Annotated in this window: 15 protein-coding genes; 12 read left to right on the forward strand and 3 right to left on the reverse strand. The window is 44.2% G+C overall.

The window, feature by feature from the left end; all coding sequences use genetic code 11:
* Positions 1 to 71 precede the first annotated feature (71 nt).
* From GQF63_RS12480 to GQF63_RS12515, 8 genes are all read left to right on the forward strand, one after another.
* Complete coding sequence (locus GQF63_RS12480) at positions 72 to 1337, forward strand: DUF819 family protein (protein ID WP_160369567.1); 1266 nt, start codon at positions 72 to 74, stop codon at positions 1335 to 1337.
* 407 nt (positions 1338 to 1744) lie between these two features.
* Positions 1745 to 1948 (forward strand): hypothetical protein, encoded by a 204-nt coding sequence (locus GQF63_RS12485; protein ID WP_160369568.1) that lies wholly within the window; start codon positions 1745 to 1747, stop codon positions 1946 to 1948.
* 35 nt (positions 1949 to 1983) lie between these two features.
* The gene (locus tag GQF63_RS12490) at positions 1984 to 3750 is read left to right on the forward strand and encodes a hypothetical protein (protein ID WP_160369569.1); all 1767 of its coding nucleotides are present in this window, start codon (positions 1984 to 1986) and stop codon (positions 3748 to 3750) included.
* 51 nt (positions 3751 to 3801) lie between these two features.
* The gene (locus tag GQF63_RS12495; RefSeq protein WP_212592568.1) at positions 3802 to 4248 is read left to right on the forward strand and encodes an acyl-CoA thioesterase; all 447 of its coding nucleotides are present in this window, start codon (positions 3802 to 3804) and stop codon (positions 4246 to 4248) included.
* Positions 4249 to 4315: 67 nt separating this feature from the next.
* Positions 4316 to 4981, forward strand: a complete 666-nt coding sequence (gene rsmI, locus GQF63_RS12500) for a 16S rRNA (cytidine(1402)-2'-O)-methyltransferase (RefSeq protein WP_160369570.1) — start codon at positions 4316 to 4318, stop codon at positions 4979 to 4981.
* Between the two features lie 38 nt (positions 4982 to 5019).
* Complete coding sequence (locus GQF63_RS12505; RefSeq protein ID WP_160369571.1) at positions 5020 to 5769, forward strand: PH domain-containing protein; 750 nt, start codon at positions 5020 to 5022, stop codon at positions 5767 to 5769.
* A 4-nt stretch (positions 5770 to 5773) separates the two neighbouring features.
* Positions 5774 to 7381, forward strand: coding sequence for an apolipoprotein N-acyltransferase (gene lnt / locus GQF63_RS12510; protein ID WP_160369572.1), 1608 nt, complete (start codon positions 5774 to 5776; stop codon positions 7379 to 7381).
* Positions 7382 to 7419: 38 nt separating this feature from the next.
* The gene (locus GQF63_RS12515; RefSeq protein ID WP_160369573.1) at positions 7420 to 8550 is read left to right on the forward strand and encodes a cysteine desulfurase family protein; all 1131 of its coding nucleotides are present in this window, start codon (positions 7420 to 7422) and stop codon (positions 8548 to 8550) included.
* 47 nt (positions 8551 to 8597) lie between these two features.
* Here the strand turns inward: GQF63_RS12515 and GQF63_RS12520 are convergent, their stop codons facing one another.
* Both GQF63_RS12520 and GQF63_RS12525 read right to left on the reverse strand, forming a co-directional pair.
* Positions 8598 to 9014 carry a copper resistance protein NlpE gene (locus tag GQF63_RS12520; RefSeq protein WP_160369574.1) on the reverse strand — a complete coding sequence of 139 codons (417 nt, stop codon included), beginning with the start codon at positions 9012 to 9014 and terminating at the stop codon, positions 8598 to 8600.
* 66 nt (positions 9015 to 9080) lie between these two features.
* A complete protein-coding gene (locus tag GQF63_RS12525) occupies positions 9081 to 9413 on the reverse strand; it encodes a tetratricopeptide repeat protein (protein ID WP_160369575.1) in 333 nt (110 codons plus the stop codon).
* A gap of 290 nt (positions 9414 to 9703) precedes the next feature.
* Here GQF63_RS12525 and GQF63_RS12530 point away from each other — a divergent pair, with 290 nt between their 5' ends.
* The 4 genes from GQF63_RS12530 (at position 9704) to GQF63_RS12545 (ending at position 13588) form a co-directional block, all read left to right on the forward strand.
* Positions 9704 to 10435 (forward strand): electron transfer flavoprotein subunit beta/FixA family protein, encoded by a 732-nt coding sequence (locus GQF63_RS12530; RefSeq protein ID WP_160369576.1) that lies wholly within the window; start codon positions 9704 to 9706, stop codon positions 10433 to 10435.
* Between the two features lie 21 nt (positions 10436 to 10456).
* The gene (locus tag GQF63_RS12535; RefSeq protein WP_160369577.1) at positions 10457 to 11431 is read left to right on the forward strand and encodes an electron transfer flavoprotein subunit alpha/FixB family protein; all 975 of its coding nucleotides are present in this window, start codon (positions 10457 to 10459) and stop codon (positions 11429 to 11431) included.
* 103 nt (positions 11432 to 11534) lie between these two features.
* Positions 11535 to 12182 carry a bifunctional nuclease family protein gene (locus tag GQF63_RS12540; protein ID WP_160369578.1) on the forward strand — a complete coding sequence of 216 codons (648 nt, stop codon included), beginning with the start codon at positions 11535 to 11537 and terminating at the stop codon, positions 12180 to 12182.
* Between the two features lie 32 nt (positions 12183 to 12214).
* A complete protein-coding gene (locus tag GQF63_RS12545) occupies positions 12215 to 13588 on the forward strand; it encodes a nucleoside permease (RefSeq protein WP_160369579.1) in 1374 nt (457 codons plus the stop codon).
* 346 nt (positions 13589 to 13934) lie between these two features.
* On the opposite strand, the gene GQF63_RS12550 is transcribed toward GQF63_RS12545, so the two are convergent.
* Positions 13935 to 15104, reverse strand: a complete 1170-nt coding sequence (locus GQF63_RS12550) for a hypothetical protein (RefSeq protein WP_160369580.1) — start codon at positions 15102 to 15104, stop codon at positions 13935 to 13937.
* Between the last annotated feature and the right edge of the window lie 11 nt (positions 15105 to 15115).

The raw sequence follows: 15115 nt of genomic DNA on the forward strand, positions 1-15115 counted from the left end.
TTTTAGATTTTTTGAATAAATACTGTAATAAATATCTAATTTCACAGCAAAGTAACAATTATTACAAATTTATGCAAATTTCTACCCCTGATGTAACACCATTGATATCGAACACTACCGTAGTACTCGGCTTGCTGATGTTGATATTAGGATTGGTATTCTACACCTCTAGTCTTTCCAATAAATACGTGAAAGGCTTTTACAATATTATCCCCCCTTTATTGCTCTGCTATTTCTTGCCGGGCTTGCTCAATTCCTTCCATATTATTGATGGTGAAAACTCGCCCCTTACTTCGGTAGGTAGCCGATACCTGCTGCCGGCCTGTTTGATCTTGTTCATTGTAAACTTGGATTTAAAGGAAATGTGGGCCTTGCGCAAAAGAGCGGGATTAATGTTTATCACCGGAACAATAGGGATCATTCTAGGTGGCCCTATCGCCGTTTACCTCACGTCCATGGTAGCCCCTGACGTGGTGGGTGGCGCTGGCCCCGATGAAGTTTGGCGTGGACTGGGTGCCTTGGCCGGATCATGGATCGGCGGATCGGCCAACCAGGTGGCCTTAAAGGAGATTCTGCAACCTTCCCCAAACCTATTTTCCTCCATCATTGCTGTTGACGTATTTGTGGCCTACATCTGGATGGCCTTCCTATTATATGGCGCTAGCAAAGCGGATGCCTTTAACAAGTTTTTTAAAGCCGATGCCAGTGATGTGGAACATTTGAAGGCCAAGATGGACGAAAAAGTAAAATTGAACAGCCGAATTCCGGAAACCAAGGATTTAATGCTGATGCTGGCCATAGCTTTCGGCGGAACCGGCTTGGCAACCTTAATTGCCGAACCCCTTGCGGCCTTTATGAAACAGAACTACCCGCATTTGGAGACCTTCTCCCTAACCAGCGACTTCTTCTGGATCGTTTTGATATCCACCATTATCGGCATTTGCCTATCCTTTAGCCCGGCTAAAAAATTAGAATATGCCGGTGCCTCAAAAGTGGGAACCGTATTATTATATGTATTAATTACTACCATCGGGATGCAGATGAACATTCTGGCTATTTTAGGAAACCCAGGGCTGTTTATTGTAGGTATTTTATGGATTTCTTTCCATGCCCTCCTGCTCCTTATTGTGGGGAAAATATTCAAAGTGCCTTTCTTCTACTTCGGAGTGGGCAGTATGGCCAATGTGGGCGGGGTAGCTTCGGCTTCGGTTACTGCAGCCGCCTTCCACCCTTCCTTAATATCGGTAGGGGTTATTTTATCGGTATTTAGTTACGCCATCGGCACCTATGCCGGCTGGCTGACGGCCATCTTAATGAAACTCGCATCACCCTTATAAGCAGTGCAATAAAGATTTTGTAAAGGACAGTTCGATGAATTGTCCTTTTTTTTGTTTATAATCATTCTAAACTGTTACAATTGAAATATTTTTTCTAGTAACTTAAGTATATTAAGTACACTAGTCTACTATTTTCCTGAGCTTTCCAAGCTATATTATCAATTTATAGCGTAACAGAAACAAAAAGGCAGTTTTTAATAATTCAACCTAATCACAAGCCTTAGTTAAGATATATTTTTAACTATCAAAATACTCAATTTACAATTGTAAACTATACCTCATAGAGAAACTTGATTTTTTAAACAAACATTAATACAATAGATTTGTATGCTATTATTTAAACTAACAATTACACTTTAAAATTAAAACACATCAAACTGAACCATGATTAAACTAAGGAGTAAACTATGGCTAAAACTAGGTATACAAAAGGAGGAATTGCACAGAAAATGAAATACCAGTCACCACTCATCACAGTGATCACCATTGAAATGGAAGCTTGTATTGCAGCCACGTCGACTTTTATCAGCTCTGAGGCATCCCCTTCAGAGGCCCCATTAGTAACAGATTGGGAGGAAGAACAGGGCTCAACCTTAAAAATGGATTTCTAAAAAGCCCAAGGACAGCATTAAGGAGGACAAAAATTATGTTTACATCAATTCCATTCAAGGGAAGAACCGGGCTATACCTGTGTTTTTCCCTCCTACTTTCTATACAATCTTGTACAAAAACACCCAAAGTAGAAGAAATAAGCGAACCTGAAAACCTCACCTTCACCGTAGGTGGTTTTTCTGATACAGAAGAATACAGCGATATTAACCAAGGTAAATCGGAAAAAGCGACGATAAAGCCATCGGGATTGCAAAGTCAAACCCAAAACAGGCCACAACAGTTCACTTCAAATATCATAAAATGGAATGGACTGGATATGCAGATGCAATTAACCGAAGAAACTATGGGTGTAGAACCCGCTAATCATAGGGTTAAACAACGCATTGGAAAGCCAGGAATAGCCACTAAAAAAGCCGCCAACATCCCCATGGAACCCGGAAAAACCTACCGTCTGGTTATTTTTGACACTGACGCAGGAGGAAATCCCACCACGCTCGTTAACCAAGGCTTGGGAACCATTGGCAGCACGCTAAAGGTTCCTGTCTATCGTAATAAACAATACCGAGGGGTGGCCTATTCCTATAACCGAAGCGCAAGCATCGCGGCGGTTACTGGCAATAACCCTACCATTCCGACCACAGATAATGGGGTTAATGGCGCTCAAGACTTGCTATATGCGACAGGATTGGTGCAGACATCCGATGAAGTGGATGCGGCCAATCCAATTGCCGTCCTCTTTACCCGGAAAACAGCCCTCATCAGGATGGAGGTAAACGCGAGGGGAACATTCGCAGAGATAGATCAGGTAAGTGCAACGGTAAAATCGACAGCAGCGGGATTGAAACGTGGCGTATTATCCTTGAAAACAGGAAACTACACACAAATCTTGAATGCCTCTGCCCTAAATTTACCCGATTGGAATAACGTTATCAGCGATACTATTCCCCTCAAATGGGTAAAATACCATGATTTCCATACCGCTACATCCGGAAACCAAACCACAACACTTAATATCTCCCTCGATTTATTGAAATTAATATCACAACGCATCAATGATGCAGCACCGAATACCAGCTCTCCTCAGTCCCGGGATTTACCTGCGGTAGAATTTACTTTCCCGACCTTCCAAGCAAATCCCGGAAAGAAGTATACAGCAAGTTTACAATTAGTGGAGCACGCAGTACAACGGGGATCAGCCGAATGGGCCCGCGGTAACCTCTATTACGAACCTTCTATTGATCGAAACCAATACCGTTTTAGATATGACAGCCCCCATATTCGTAATATAAATGGAGGCATCAGCAACTTCCTAAGTACTGATTATTGGTATGGTGGAAATACACCGAATGCTACCTATAACGCCAGTGCTGATCCTTGCAAACTCGTTTTCCCAACTAATACATGGCGACTGCCTACAGTTAGTGAAGTTACTGCTTTAATTGACTCATCTAATCCAACTGTCATCCGCAGAAATCAAACGGCGAATGAAGGTTGGTATATAACTTGGGATAACGCTTCACAAGTCGGAATGCCTCAATATCGAAATAGACACTTAATATTTACCGTACTAGGCTATAGAAATGCTTCTGGAGCATTATTATACTTTAATTATGAAGGCGGAAATACAGTATTTGGCACGCAAGCTCAACTAGGTGATCGAGGCTTTTATAGAACCAATACGAACAATCGGTATTTTAGCTTACGATTTAGAACTTCTAATTGGTCCACTACTTTAACTCTTACCGCCGCAAACGCATCAGGTAATACTGCTGCTCCAATTCGTTGTGTCCGTAATAATTAAAATTGATGGAGACTGATACTTTTCCTATTTTTAGGAAAAACAGGAAAATATATGATGGAAAGTAACGTGTTTTACGAAGGACAAGTGTTGTGGTCTCAAATTGATGCGAATATGCATGTTCGGCATTCAGCCTATGCTGACTTCTGTGCGCAGGCACGCAGTAATATGCTCAATCAAATGGGGCTATCCCTAAAAGAATTTTCCAAAAAGAAAATCGGACCGATACTATTCCGGGAAGAACTGAGCTATTTTAAGGAAATCGGATTGGACGAGCGTGTCAAAGTCACTGTAGAAATCAGTAAGTACAACAAGAAAAACGCTCGCTTTTCCTTCCGACATGAAATATTTAAGGAAAACGGCGTCCGTGCCGCACTCGTTGTAGTTGATGGCGCATGGATGGACATTGTGGCTCGAAAACTTACCCATGTCCCAGAAGAATGGCTACCCATTCTGGAAAAGATCCCCCGCACCGCGGATTATGAAGAAGTGGCAGAATAACATCCTGCCACTCATAAACATTTTCTGCAGCCCCTTTTTCTCCCGCATTATTCCTTATCTTTGACCTATGTTATATATAGTCCCTACACCCATTGGAAACTTGGAAGATATGACTTTCAGGGCTATCAATACGTTAAAACAGGTCGATATCATTCTCGCCGAGGACACCCGCACCAGTGCCCCTTTGCTAAAGCACTTTGGCATCGAGAAAAAGGTGTTTGCACATCATCAACATAACGAACATAAAGCCGTTGCAGAGATTATCCGATTCATGAAGGAAGGCCAACAGATTGCCTTGATATCGGATGCCGGCACACCGGCTATCTCCGACCCCGGCTTCCTTTTAGTGCGGGAAACCATCAAAGAAGGCTTGGAAGTGCAATGTCTTCCGGGCGCTACGGCCTTTGTTCCCGCTTTGGTAAACTCCGGACTGCCCAACGATCGCTTTTGCTTCGAAGGATTCCTTCCTGTAAAAAAGGGACGCCAAACCCGATTAAAAAGCCTAGCCGACGAAAAACGCACCATGATTTTCTACGAATCACCGCATCGCATCTTAAAAACCATCGACGAGTTTATCCTGGTCTTTGGCGAAGAACGTCAGGCTTCCTTTTCCCGGGAAATCAGCAAACTCTATGAAGAAACCGTAAGAGGCAGCTTAGCCGAGGTAAAACAGCATTTCGAACAAAACCCGATCAAGGGCGAGTTTGTTTGCTGTGTAGCAGGTGCCGAATAAAGAAACATCGAATTCAGAATACATTAAATATGGAATCCATGGAAAATTATCAATTAGACAAGTATATCCAGGACGGACAGGACGCCAAGGTTGTAGAAAAGATCCACGCGAAGATCTTAGACATGCTGACTCCCGGCGAGTCCATCAATTATATCGCTTTGCAGAAGAAGCCAGCCGTAACCTTATTACCCGATAGTATTACCGTAAGTAACAAAAGGTTATTTCTTTGCGAGTTCACCAAATTAGGACTGGCCACGAACTTCGAGATCTTCGCCTGGCAGGATATCAAGGATATCGCCTTCAAAGAAGAGATCTTCGGGTCAAAAGTGACGGTAATCCCGTTCACTGGGGAGAACTTAACCATAGATTACATCCCGAAAACACAGGCTCGTAAGTTATACCAGCTTATTAAAGCAGCGCTTGATAACTTGCAAACACAAAAGCCTGAAGCCAAGGAAAGCAAGATCATAATTGAGAACAAACCTGTCTATACGCCTCCAGCACCGGTAGAAAGAGCCCCGGAGCCGAAGCCTTTTGTGCCGCCAGCACCTGTGGAAGTGCCAAAAGAAGAACGCCCTCAGCCTACTCCTACCATCAACGAAAGCTTTCAACGGCCGCAGACCAATCACTTCACCCAGCCTACTCCGCCGGCTCCAAAGCCTGTAGAAGAGGAAGCCGAAGACGAAATTACCGCGAAGTTGAAAAAGCTAAAAAGCCTATACGACAAACAATTGATTACGCAAGCCGAATACGAAACAAAGAAAGCGGAGATCTTAAGCAAACTGTAATTTCATGAAATCAAACTACCTGTTAGCCATCCTCAGTGCGTTTCTACTGTGGCTAGCCTGGCCACCTATACCCTATTCTGCCATCCTATTGCTGGTAGCCTTTGTGCCTTTCTTGGTTGCTGTAGAGCAAACCCTCCGCGGTAATTATAAGAATAAAGGTCGCAAGGTATTTGCCTTAGCCTTCTTAACGGGGGTCATCTGGAATACGGCATCCATCTATTGGGTATACAATGCCATGAATGCCTTTTTAGACGCCCTACCATCGTTCCTAATTTCCCTGATTCCTTATACACTCGCACCGCTATTGATGGCCTGTGCCTTCCGCTTGTATTACCAAATGCGGAAGAAGAACAACATTCTCATTAGCTTCATGGGACTAGCCTCCTTCTGGATAGCCTACGAGTATCTGCACCAAAGCTGGGATCTATCCTTTCCATGGATGACCTTAGGAAACGGTTTTGCAAACTCGCATCAGCTAGTGCAATGGTATAGCATCACCGGAGTATACGGTGGAACCCTTTGGATCTGGCTCTGCAATATTTGCTTTTTCCTGCTATACTGGCAAATGAAAAACAAGGTTGCCGCCTATGATAACCGGATATTAATGGGTACTGCTGCCGCGTTAGTCTTGATACCAAGCCTGGGATCCATCATCTGGTATAGCCAGTATGAAGAGCATGTGAATCCTTCGGAAATCGTGACTGTGCAGCCCAATATCGATCCTTTTGGTAAGTGGGGATCCATTACACCCGAGGAGCAGCTCAACATCCTCACGACCCTCTCGCAGAAGGTAGCCAAATTAAACACCGAATTCTTTATCTGGCCCGAAACAGCCATCTCCGATAGCCGCGGCATCAATGAGGAAGAATTCCGCGAGTATCCGCAGTACAAGAAAGTATTGGAGTTCCTGGAACCCTATCACAACGGTAATGTGCTTTCCGGAATTGAAAGCTATACGATCTACTCCGATCAGCGCACGCCTACTGCCAAGCCCTTGGGCAATATGTTTTATGATAGCTTTAATGCCGGGGTATTAGTCGATGGCAGCAGCAAGCTGCAGTTCTATCATAAGTCCAAACTGGTACCTGGAGCGGAGCTTATGCCCTTTGGATCAGCACTGGCGGTCTTAAAACCCTTCTTTGCACACTTTGGTGGCACCACGGGAGGCTATGGCAGCCAGGAAAAACCGTCTGTATTTTATTCGGCTAGCGGTATTGGCGCAGCCCCGGTAATCTGCTACGAATCTATCTGGGGAAATTACGTTGCAGAGTATGTAAAAATGGGGGCACAGTTTATTGCCGTCATCACCAACGATGGCTGGTGGGGAGATACCTCCGGGAAAGACCAGCATCTCTTGTATGCCAAGCTACGGGCCATTGAGAACCGAAGATGGGTCGTACGCTCTGCGAATACAGGCATATCCGCCTTTATCAATCAGCGGGGGGATATCGTCCAGAAATCATCCTGGTGGGTTCCGACAGCCTTATCGCAAGAAATTAACTTGAACGAAGAGCTTACAGTTTATACCCGTTATGGCGACATCCTGGTGTACCTCAGCTTCGTCACGGGTCTGATATCCATTGCTTTACTGATTGTCAGAAAACGCAATTAATCCAACGTTTTTCATCCTGATTGATTAAATTTGCCGCCATGCAAGTATATTTTGATAATGCCGCAACCACAGCTTTAGACAAAGCCGTTATCGAGGTTATGGTACAAGCCATGAACGATACCTTTGGGAACCCCTCTTCCATCCATGCGCATGGGCGAGAGACCAAAACCATCGTGGAAAAGGCTAGAAGAACAGTCGCCAAATTATTGAACGCCTCTCCTGCCGAGATCTTTTTCACTTCAGGCGGAACGGAAGCGGATAATATGGCCATTGTACGCGCCATTGAGGCTTATGGCATTAGCCATGCCATCTCTACGCCTATTGAGCACCATGCCGTATTGCATACGCTCGAGGAATTGGAGAAAAATGGGCAGATAAAACTTGATTTCCTACGCTTAGACAGCAAAGGTAATGTAGACTTAGCACACCTAGAAACTTTATTACAGCAGAACCCGCGCAGCTTTGTATCGGTGATGCATGCCAATAACGAGTTAGGAAATATTACCGACATCAAGCGTATTGGCGAGCTTTGCGAACAATATAATGCGATATTCCATTCGGATACCGTGCAAACCATGGGGCACTATGTACACGATTTAACCCAATTAAAAATAGATTTCATTACGGCTGCCGCCCATAAATTCCACGGTCCGAAAGGCGTTGGTTTCTTATACATCAACAGCCGAAACAAAATCAAACCTTTAATTTATGGGGGAGCACAGGAACGCAATATGCGTGGTGGAACCGAAAATGTTTACGGCATTGTAGGCCTTGCGAAAGCCATGGAGCTTGCCTATGCCGAAATGGAGGAACACCAGCAGTATATACAGTCGTTAAAAGATTATATGAAAGAACAATTGCTGATCCATATCCCGGAAGTAAGTTTTAATGGCGAGACGGAAGCCAGCAAGTCCTTATACACCGTATTGAACGTATCTTTACCTTGCACAGATATGGGCGATATGCTGTTATTCAACCTGGATATCAAAGGCGTTTCAGCCTCCGGCGGTTCGGCTTGTAGCTCAGGCTCTGATATCGGATCTCATGTATTACGTGGCATCGGTGCCGATCCGAAAAGACCGTCCGTACGGTTCTCCTTTTCCAAATACAACACGAAAGAAGAGATCGACTACGTCGTTCAAGTACTGAAAGAAATTTGCAGTAAATAACAAAAGGGCGTGAAATTCACGCCCTTTTACAATCTATCCTTTTCCTATTATTTTATCTTCATCAGCGTATATTTCTCCGCCAGTTCTCCTTTAATTTCTTTGCCCGAGAGATCTAGCTGATTCAGCTGATTATCCATAATCTTATAATTATAATCGACGTTTTCCAAGGTTAAAATCCCTTTGTTTACCGACCAATTTCCCCGGCGTTCAAACACCTCCTCACTCTTTCCCACATAAATATAACGCAGGTGGTATTGTTTATTTTTATCGAGGCTTAGCAATGTACTAATCATACTACAATCTGCGCAAGGCAGGTTTCCTTCGTAGGTTCCGAGCAGGCCAATTCCCTTTAAGGCATTATCTTCCGTCGCAAGCAATTGGTTGACATTCTTTTTGTTGTTTATACAACTAAAAGCGAATATCACTCCAATGAGAACAACCAATATGTAAGATAACTTTTGCATAAATCTTAGCCTTACCTACAAAAGACAAAAAAAGTACCACAATTGGAAATTTAGAAAAATTTAACATTATTCATCGTCCTCATCAAAACCATTGGCGGCCATCAAGGCTCCCCGCAGTTCACCTAGAGCATGGAAATTACGTTTTTGCTGCGCCATCGCGATTCCTTTTTCATAGACGGCAATAGCCTGTTCGGTTTCCTGTTTGCTTTCCAAAAACTTCCCGAAATGGTAGTAGGTACCCACATAATCAGCATGCTGCCCCAGCAGATCTTCAAAACCGGCACGCGCCAAGGCATCATTCCCCAATTTGAGGTGCTCCATGGTTACCGCGTATTTCAAAAAAGGGTCCTGCGGATTCTCCGCTAAAAATGCTTCCAGTTGAGCCAATCGATTTTCCATACGCAAAAATACAAATATTCCCTATTCCTCTTCCGATTGTAAAAAATCAATAATTTACTATGCTAGCATAGAATTGACATTTCGATGACAATTGAAAATTAAAGCCAAACCACTGCCATTCTCTTAATTTTCTTAGGAAATAGCTGGATAAAACTATACAATTATCAAATTAAGCCATACATTTTTGCAAATTTCACAGAATAACCTATCTTGATATACCCACCCATTTACGGGAAACTGGCTTTGAAACGATAGATAAAAAATGTAGGTTTGTGTAAAACGCTAGAGTTATGAAGATATTAGTATGTATAAGTAATGTCCCTGATACGACATCGAAAATAACCTTTACCAATGATAACACGGTATTTAACACCGCCGGTATCCAATATATAATCAACCCTTACGATGAGATTGCCTTAGCGAAAGCTGTAGAACTGGCGGAAGGCGGCAAAGGCACCGTAACGGTGATCAACGTTGGCGATGCAGCCACCGAGCCTACCATCCGTAAGGCCTTGGCTATTGGTGCTGACGATGCTGTACGTGTAAATGCCCAACCTCGTGATGCTTGGTTTGTGGCCAATCAGATTGCCAATTACGCAAAAGGACAAGGCTTCGACCTGATTTTAACCGGTCGTGAGTCTATCGATTATAACGGTGCACAAGTAGCAGCCTTATTGGGCGAGTTGCTGGATCTTCCTTCGGTATCCATTGCCAAGAAATTGGTTATTGAAGGCAATGAAGCCAACATCGACCGCGAGATTGAAGGCGGTAAAGAAGTACTTTCCGTATCCTTACCTGTGGTTGTAGGAACTGCCGAAGGTGTGGCAGAACCTAAGATCCCGAACATGCGTGGCATCATGGGTGCCCGTTCTAAACCTTTGCAGGTCGTGGAACCTATTGAGGTGCCGGTATTAGCGAGCATTGCACGCTATGAAAGCCCAGCAGCCCGCGGCGCCGTAAAATTGGTAGACGATGTAGATCAATTGGTGCAGTTACTACACGGCGAAGCAAAAGTTATCTAATCATTTTAAGCTTAAGAAAACATGGCAATTTTAGTATATATAGAAAATACAGATGGCGGTTTAAAGAAATCAGCATTCGAAGCTGCGGCTTATGCCAAAGCCATTGCTGATCAAAAAGGAGATACCCTGGTAGCCCTTTCCATTGGCGATGTAGCCGATGCAGAGCTTCAGAAGCTGGGTAAATACGGAGTAACGAAGGTATTAAACGCCAGTCAAGCAAACTTAAAGCAGTTTGTTAATAAAGCCTATGCAGCTATTATTGCTGCAGCAGCCAAACAAGAGCAAGCTTCCGTGGTGGTGCTTTCCAATTCCTTCAGCGGAAAAGGCCTGGCTCCACGTGTAGCCGCAAAATTAGATGCCGGCCTAGCCGATGGCGCAATCAGCCTACCAAGCTGGAATGGCAACGATATGGAGGTGAAAAAGACAGCCTTCTCCAACAAAGCATTTGCAACGGAAATTATCAGTTCCCCAGTGAAAGTAATTTCCTTGAGCCCGAATGCCTATGAATTGAAAGAATCTCCTGCAAGCGCTGAGATTGTTCCATTTACAGCCGATGTAAATGCCAACGACCTCTCTGTTGTGTTGAAGGAAATTGTGCGTGCCACAGATAAAATCTCCCTTCCGGAGGCTGAAATCGTTGTTTCTGCCGGACGTGGATTAAAAGGACCAGAAAACTGGGCCATGGTAGAAGAGCTTGCAGACGTGCTTGGCGCTGCTACTGCCTGCTCGAAACCAGTTTCTGACGCGGGTTGGCGTCCGCACTCGGAGCACGTAGGACAAACTGGAATTGTCGTGAGCCCGAACTTGTATATCGCCATTGGCATTTCTGGTGCCATTCAACATTTGGCAGGGGTAAGTTCTTCCAAAACCATTGTGGTGATCAACAAAGATCCGGAAGCACCATTCTTTAAAGTAGCCGATTACGGAATCGTAGGCGATGCTTTCGAAGTGGTACCGAAGCTTACCGAAGCCATCAGAAACTTAAAAAACAACTAGACTAAACTAAACAATGAACGGGTGGCCTTGGTTAAAATTAACAAGGTCACTTTTTTTTTGGGTTGAATATTAGCATCTTTGTATTTCCATTAACGAGTTGTAGATGAAGAAAATCAAGTTAGATATCGTAGGCCTATCCTATAGCCAAACGCAATCAGGAGCCTATGCATTAGTGCTGGGAGAGGTAGCAGGCAACCGACGGTTACCCGTTATTATTGGAGGATTCGAAGCCCAATCTATTGCGGTGGAGATTGAAAAAATGACCCCTAGTAGGCCATTAACCCATGATTTGTTCAAAGCATTTGCCGATACGTTTACCATAAAATTGGAAGAAGTATTGATCTATAACCTGGTTGACGGCATTTTCTTCGCCAAGCTTATCTGCAACGATGGCACGAAAACCGTGGAAATTGACGCCCGTACTTCCGACGCCGTTGCCCTGGCCGTGCGCTTTGAAAGCCCCATCTATACCTACGACTTTATCATGAATACCGCCGGTATCGTGATTGAGGGTAACGATTTCGCCTTTTTGGAAAACATCGAAAATGTGGGCGCTTACAAACAGACCGAAACCCCGGCTGCTGAAAAAGAAACCCCGGCCGAGAAAAAAGAACCCCAAAAGAATAAACCATCCCCATATGCTTCCCTAACCATGGAGCAATTAGAGAAAACCCTGGAAAAAGCCATAGAAAACGAACAATACGAAACGGCGGCCAAAATCAGGGATGAAATTGAGAAAAGAAAATCCTAAGTCAAGCTTTTTACCAAATCTCATCTATACGCATGTCTATCAAACTTCGGTTAACTATGATGAACTTCCTGCAGTTTTTTGTCTGGGGAGCATGGTTAATCACCATTGCCAACTATTGGTTCGGCACTAAACAATGGGATGGAACACAATTTGGCGCAATCTTCTCTACCATGGGAATCGCCTCTTTATTTATGCCTACCCTCATGGGAATTATTGCCGACCGCTGGGTCAATGCCGAAAAACTATACGTCGGCTTGCATTTCCTCTACGCCATCTGCATGATTTACCTGGCCCAGGTGCAAGACCCGGGTAGCTTCTTCACCGTCATTCTGTTGGCCATGTGCTGTTACATGCCTACCCTGGCCCTGTCGAACTCCATCGCTTATTCCGCACTGACACAAGGCAACTACGACCTGATAAAGGCCTTCCCTCCCATTCGGGTATGGGGCACAGTAGGTTTTATTGCCGCCATGTGGATCACGAACCTCAGTGGCAGCAAAGCCACCGAAGGGCAGTTTTATATTGCCGCCGCCGGATCGATCCTCTTAGGTATTTATTCCATCTTCAACCTCCCGAAATGCCCACCGCAACACCATACGAAAGAAAATGCAAGCCTCGCACAACTCTTAGGCCTGGAAGCCTTTAAGTTGTTTGCCAACTATAAAATGGCCTTGTTCTTTATCTTTTCCATGTTTTTGGGGGCGGCTCTTCAGTTGACGAATGCCTACGGCGATGTCTTTTTAGATGAGTTTAAATTCTTCCCGAAATATGCCGACTCGATTGTGGTGAAATACTCGACCATTATTATGTCAATTTCCCAGATCTCGGAAACCCTCTTTATCCTGGCGATCCCCTTCTTCCTGAAACGCTTCGGCATTAAGCAGGTGATGCTGATTGCCATGGTGGCTTGGGTGCTGCGCTTCGGGCTTTTCGCCTATGGCGACCCTTCCTCCGGCTTATGGATGATTATCCTTTCCTGTATTGTTTACGGGATGGCCTTCGACTTTTTCAACATCTCAGGTTCCCTTTTTGTGGAAACCACCACCAACAACCAGATCCGCTCATCGGCGCAGGGTCTATTTATGATGATGACCAATGGATTTGGTGCGGTTTTAGGCTCCCGCGTTTCGGGATGGGTAATCGATAAGTATTATACCCTTTCTTTTACCGATAGCAGCAGCTTAGCCAGCTTCTTGGATACCAGCAGTGATAACAGCTCCTTGTTAAACTTTATCGCCTCCAGAGGCGTGCAAGTAAGCAATGGCCTCTTCGATCAAGCCATCCATTTAAAAGATTGGCGCCACATCTGGATTGCCTTCGCTATTTATACGCTGATTATTGCGGTGCTGTTCGCCATCTTATTCCGTCATAAACACGAAACCACTACCAAGGTAGAGCATCCTTAGGGTTTAACTTCCTCCTTATACCAGCGCCCGGCATAGCAACCTATGCCGGGCGCTTTTGGTAAATACCGATGAATCTGCGCAGGATATGACAGCTTGTTCCCGCTATGCACACCTTTTTCTATGCCCTATGAAACCTTATTGCAAAGGGGATTGATACGGGTGTGAAAGGGGAGTGAAAGGGATCTGAAAAGGGGCTATAAAAGCGGAAGTAGGTAGAAGGTCGGAAGGAATAGGGAGCTATCCTTTGCAGAACTCGTAAAAAGAAGGCTAGGCTATAAGCACAAAAAAGCCCCCAATTTGGGGGCCTTCCTATGTACTATGGTTAATATGTTTAACGCTTTTTTGCTTAGAATTTGTAAGCTGTCCAGCTGAATGCAGCGGTGTTAGCACCTTTTAAGCCAGCTTGTGCTTTAATGCCTTCTGCACCGTTTAATTTCACAGGCGCTTTATCTAAACCGTTAGCAGCATCTACTGTGTAAGCAATGGTTGTAGCAGCATCGCCAGTATCTTCTGGTTTGCTTCCGCTTAAGTCGATCAATGAATTCGGAAGGCTTGTTCCTTCACCGAATTTGAAGTAAGCGTTGGTGATGGTTCCTTTTGCTTTTCTTCTGATTTTAACAACTTCAGTCATCATCGATCTTGAACCTACAGCAGCCGCATTGTTGATGATGGTTAAGCCATCGATGGTGAAGTGAGACTGTAGTTTAAAGCTTGGGTTTTTACCGTCCATGTTTCCATCAGCTTCAATTCCACGTGGATCATCGGTAGCATCTGAGTAGCCTTTTTCACGGATACCGTAAGCATTGGTGATTTTACCGGTGTAACCTTGAGTAAAGTCGAACATATCATCAGAACAGTTTACCACTAAGATGTTGTCTACATTTACCGTTCCACCGAAAAATTCGATCGCGTCATCAGCACCGTAAGTTAAATAGATGTTGCTGATTTTGGTACCATTTCCAACAGCATTTAACGTTAAGCCGTTATGCTCTTTGCTACCATCGATACGAGCACCAGTGTAAGCGATTTTCACGAAGTTTAAGATACCAGAGTTATCGCTAGGTTTATCACCACCGTATAATACGGATGTGTTAATTTCTGTTCCCCAAGTCAGGGTTTTTTCGTCACTAGAGATTGGCGCATAACCGTTGATAATGATACCACCCCAATCACCTTCTTTAGGTGCTGCTGCACTTGAAGTAAATACGATAGGTTTGTCAGCTGTACCTTGTGCATCAATTTTTGCACCTTGTTCCACCAATAAATAAACCGATGTACCGCCATCTTTTGCTTTAATCGTTGTTCCAGCAGGAATCTTTAAGGTAGCACCCTTTTCTACAATTACCGTACCTGTCATTGTGTACTCTACATTAGCATCTAAGACCATGTCTTTGGAGATCTTACCAATTAATTCTTTTTCTCCTTTTTGGATTGGACCTACAGTCGGATCATCTGTTGAACATGCGCTAAGGGCAAACACGCCAGCTGCTAAAATTGAGAATAACTTTGTCTTCATAATCATTTAAT

Source organism: Sphingobacterium humi (assembly GCF_009768885.1).
Lineage (GTDB): Bacteria > Bacteroidota > Bacteroidia > Sphingobacteriales > Sphingobacteriaceae > Sphingobacterium > Sphingobacterium humi.

Bases quoted from the DNA above. Each gene is read 5' to 3' on its own strand.
- GQF63_RS12480 (WP_160369567.1), top strand. From the start codon at position 72: ATGCAAATTTCTACCCCTGATGTAACACCATTGATATCGAACACTACC.
- GQF63_RS12485 (WP_160369568.1), top strand. From the start codon at position 1,745: ATGGCTAAAACTAGGTATACAAAAGGAGGAATTGCACAGAAAATGAAA.
- GQF63_RS12490 (WP_160369569.1), top strand. From the start codon at position 1,984: ATGTTTACATCAATTCCATTCAAGGGAAGAACCGGGCTATACCTGTGT.
- GQF63_RS12495 (WP_212592568.1), top strand. From the start codon at position 3,802: ATGATGGAAAGTAACGTGTTTTACGAAGGACAAGTGTTGTGGTCTCAA.
- rsmI (WP_160369570.1), top strand. From the start codon at position 4,316: ATGTTATATATAGTCCCTACACCCATTGGAAACTTGGAAGATATGACT.
- GQF63_RS12505 (WP_160369571.1), top strand. From the start codon at position 5,020: ATGGAAAATTATCAATTAGACAAGTATATCCAGGACGGACAGGACGCC.
- lnt (WP_160369572.1), top strand. From the start codon at position 5,774: ATGAAATCAAACTACCTGTTAGCCATCCTCAGTGCGTTTCTACTGTGG.
- GQF63_RS12515 (WP_160369573.1), top strand. From the start codon at position 7,420: ATGCAAGTATATTTTGATAATGCCGCAACCACAGCTTTAGACAAAGCC.
- GQF63_RS12520 (WP_160369574.1), bottom strand. From the start codon at position 9,014: ATGCAAAAGTTATCTTACATATTGGTTGTTCTCATTGGAGTGATATTC.
- GQF63_RS12525 (WP_160369575.1), bottom strand. From the start codon at position 9,413: ATGGAAAATCGATTGGCTCAACTGGAAGCATTTTTAGCGGAGAATCCG.
- GQF63_RS12530 (WP_160369576.1), top strand. From the start codon at position 9,704: ATGAAGATATTAGTATGTATAAGTAATGTCCCTGATACGACATCGAAA.
- GQF63_RS12535 (WP_160369577.1), top strand. From the start codon at position 10,457: ATGGCAATTTTAGTATATATAGAAAATACAGATGGCGGTTTAAAGAAA.
- GQF63_RS12540 (WP_160369578.1), top strand. From the start codon at position 11,535: ATGAAGAAAATCAAGTTAGATATCGTAGGCCTATCCTATAGCCAAACG.
- GQF63_RS12545 (WP_160369579.1), top strand. From the start codon at position 12,215: ATGTCTATCAAACTTCGGTTAACTATGATGAACTTCCTGCAGTTTTTT.
- GQF63_RS12550 (WP_160369580.1), bottom strand. From the start codon at position 15,104: ATGAAGACAAAGTTATTCTCAATTTTAGCAGCTGGCGTGTTTGCCCTT.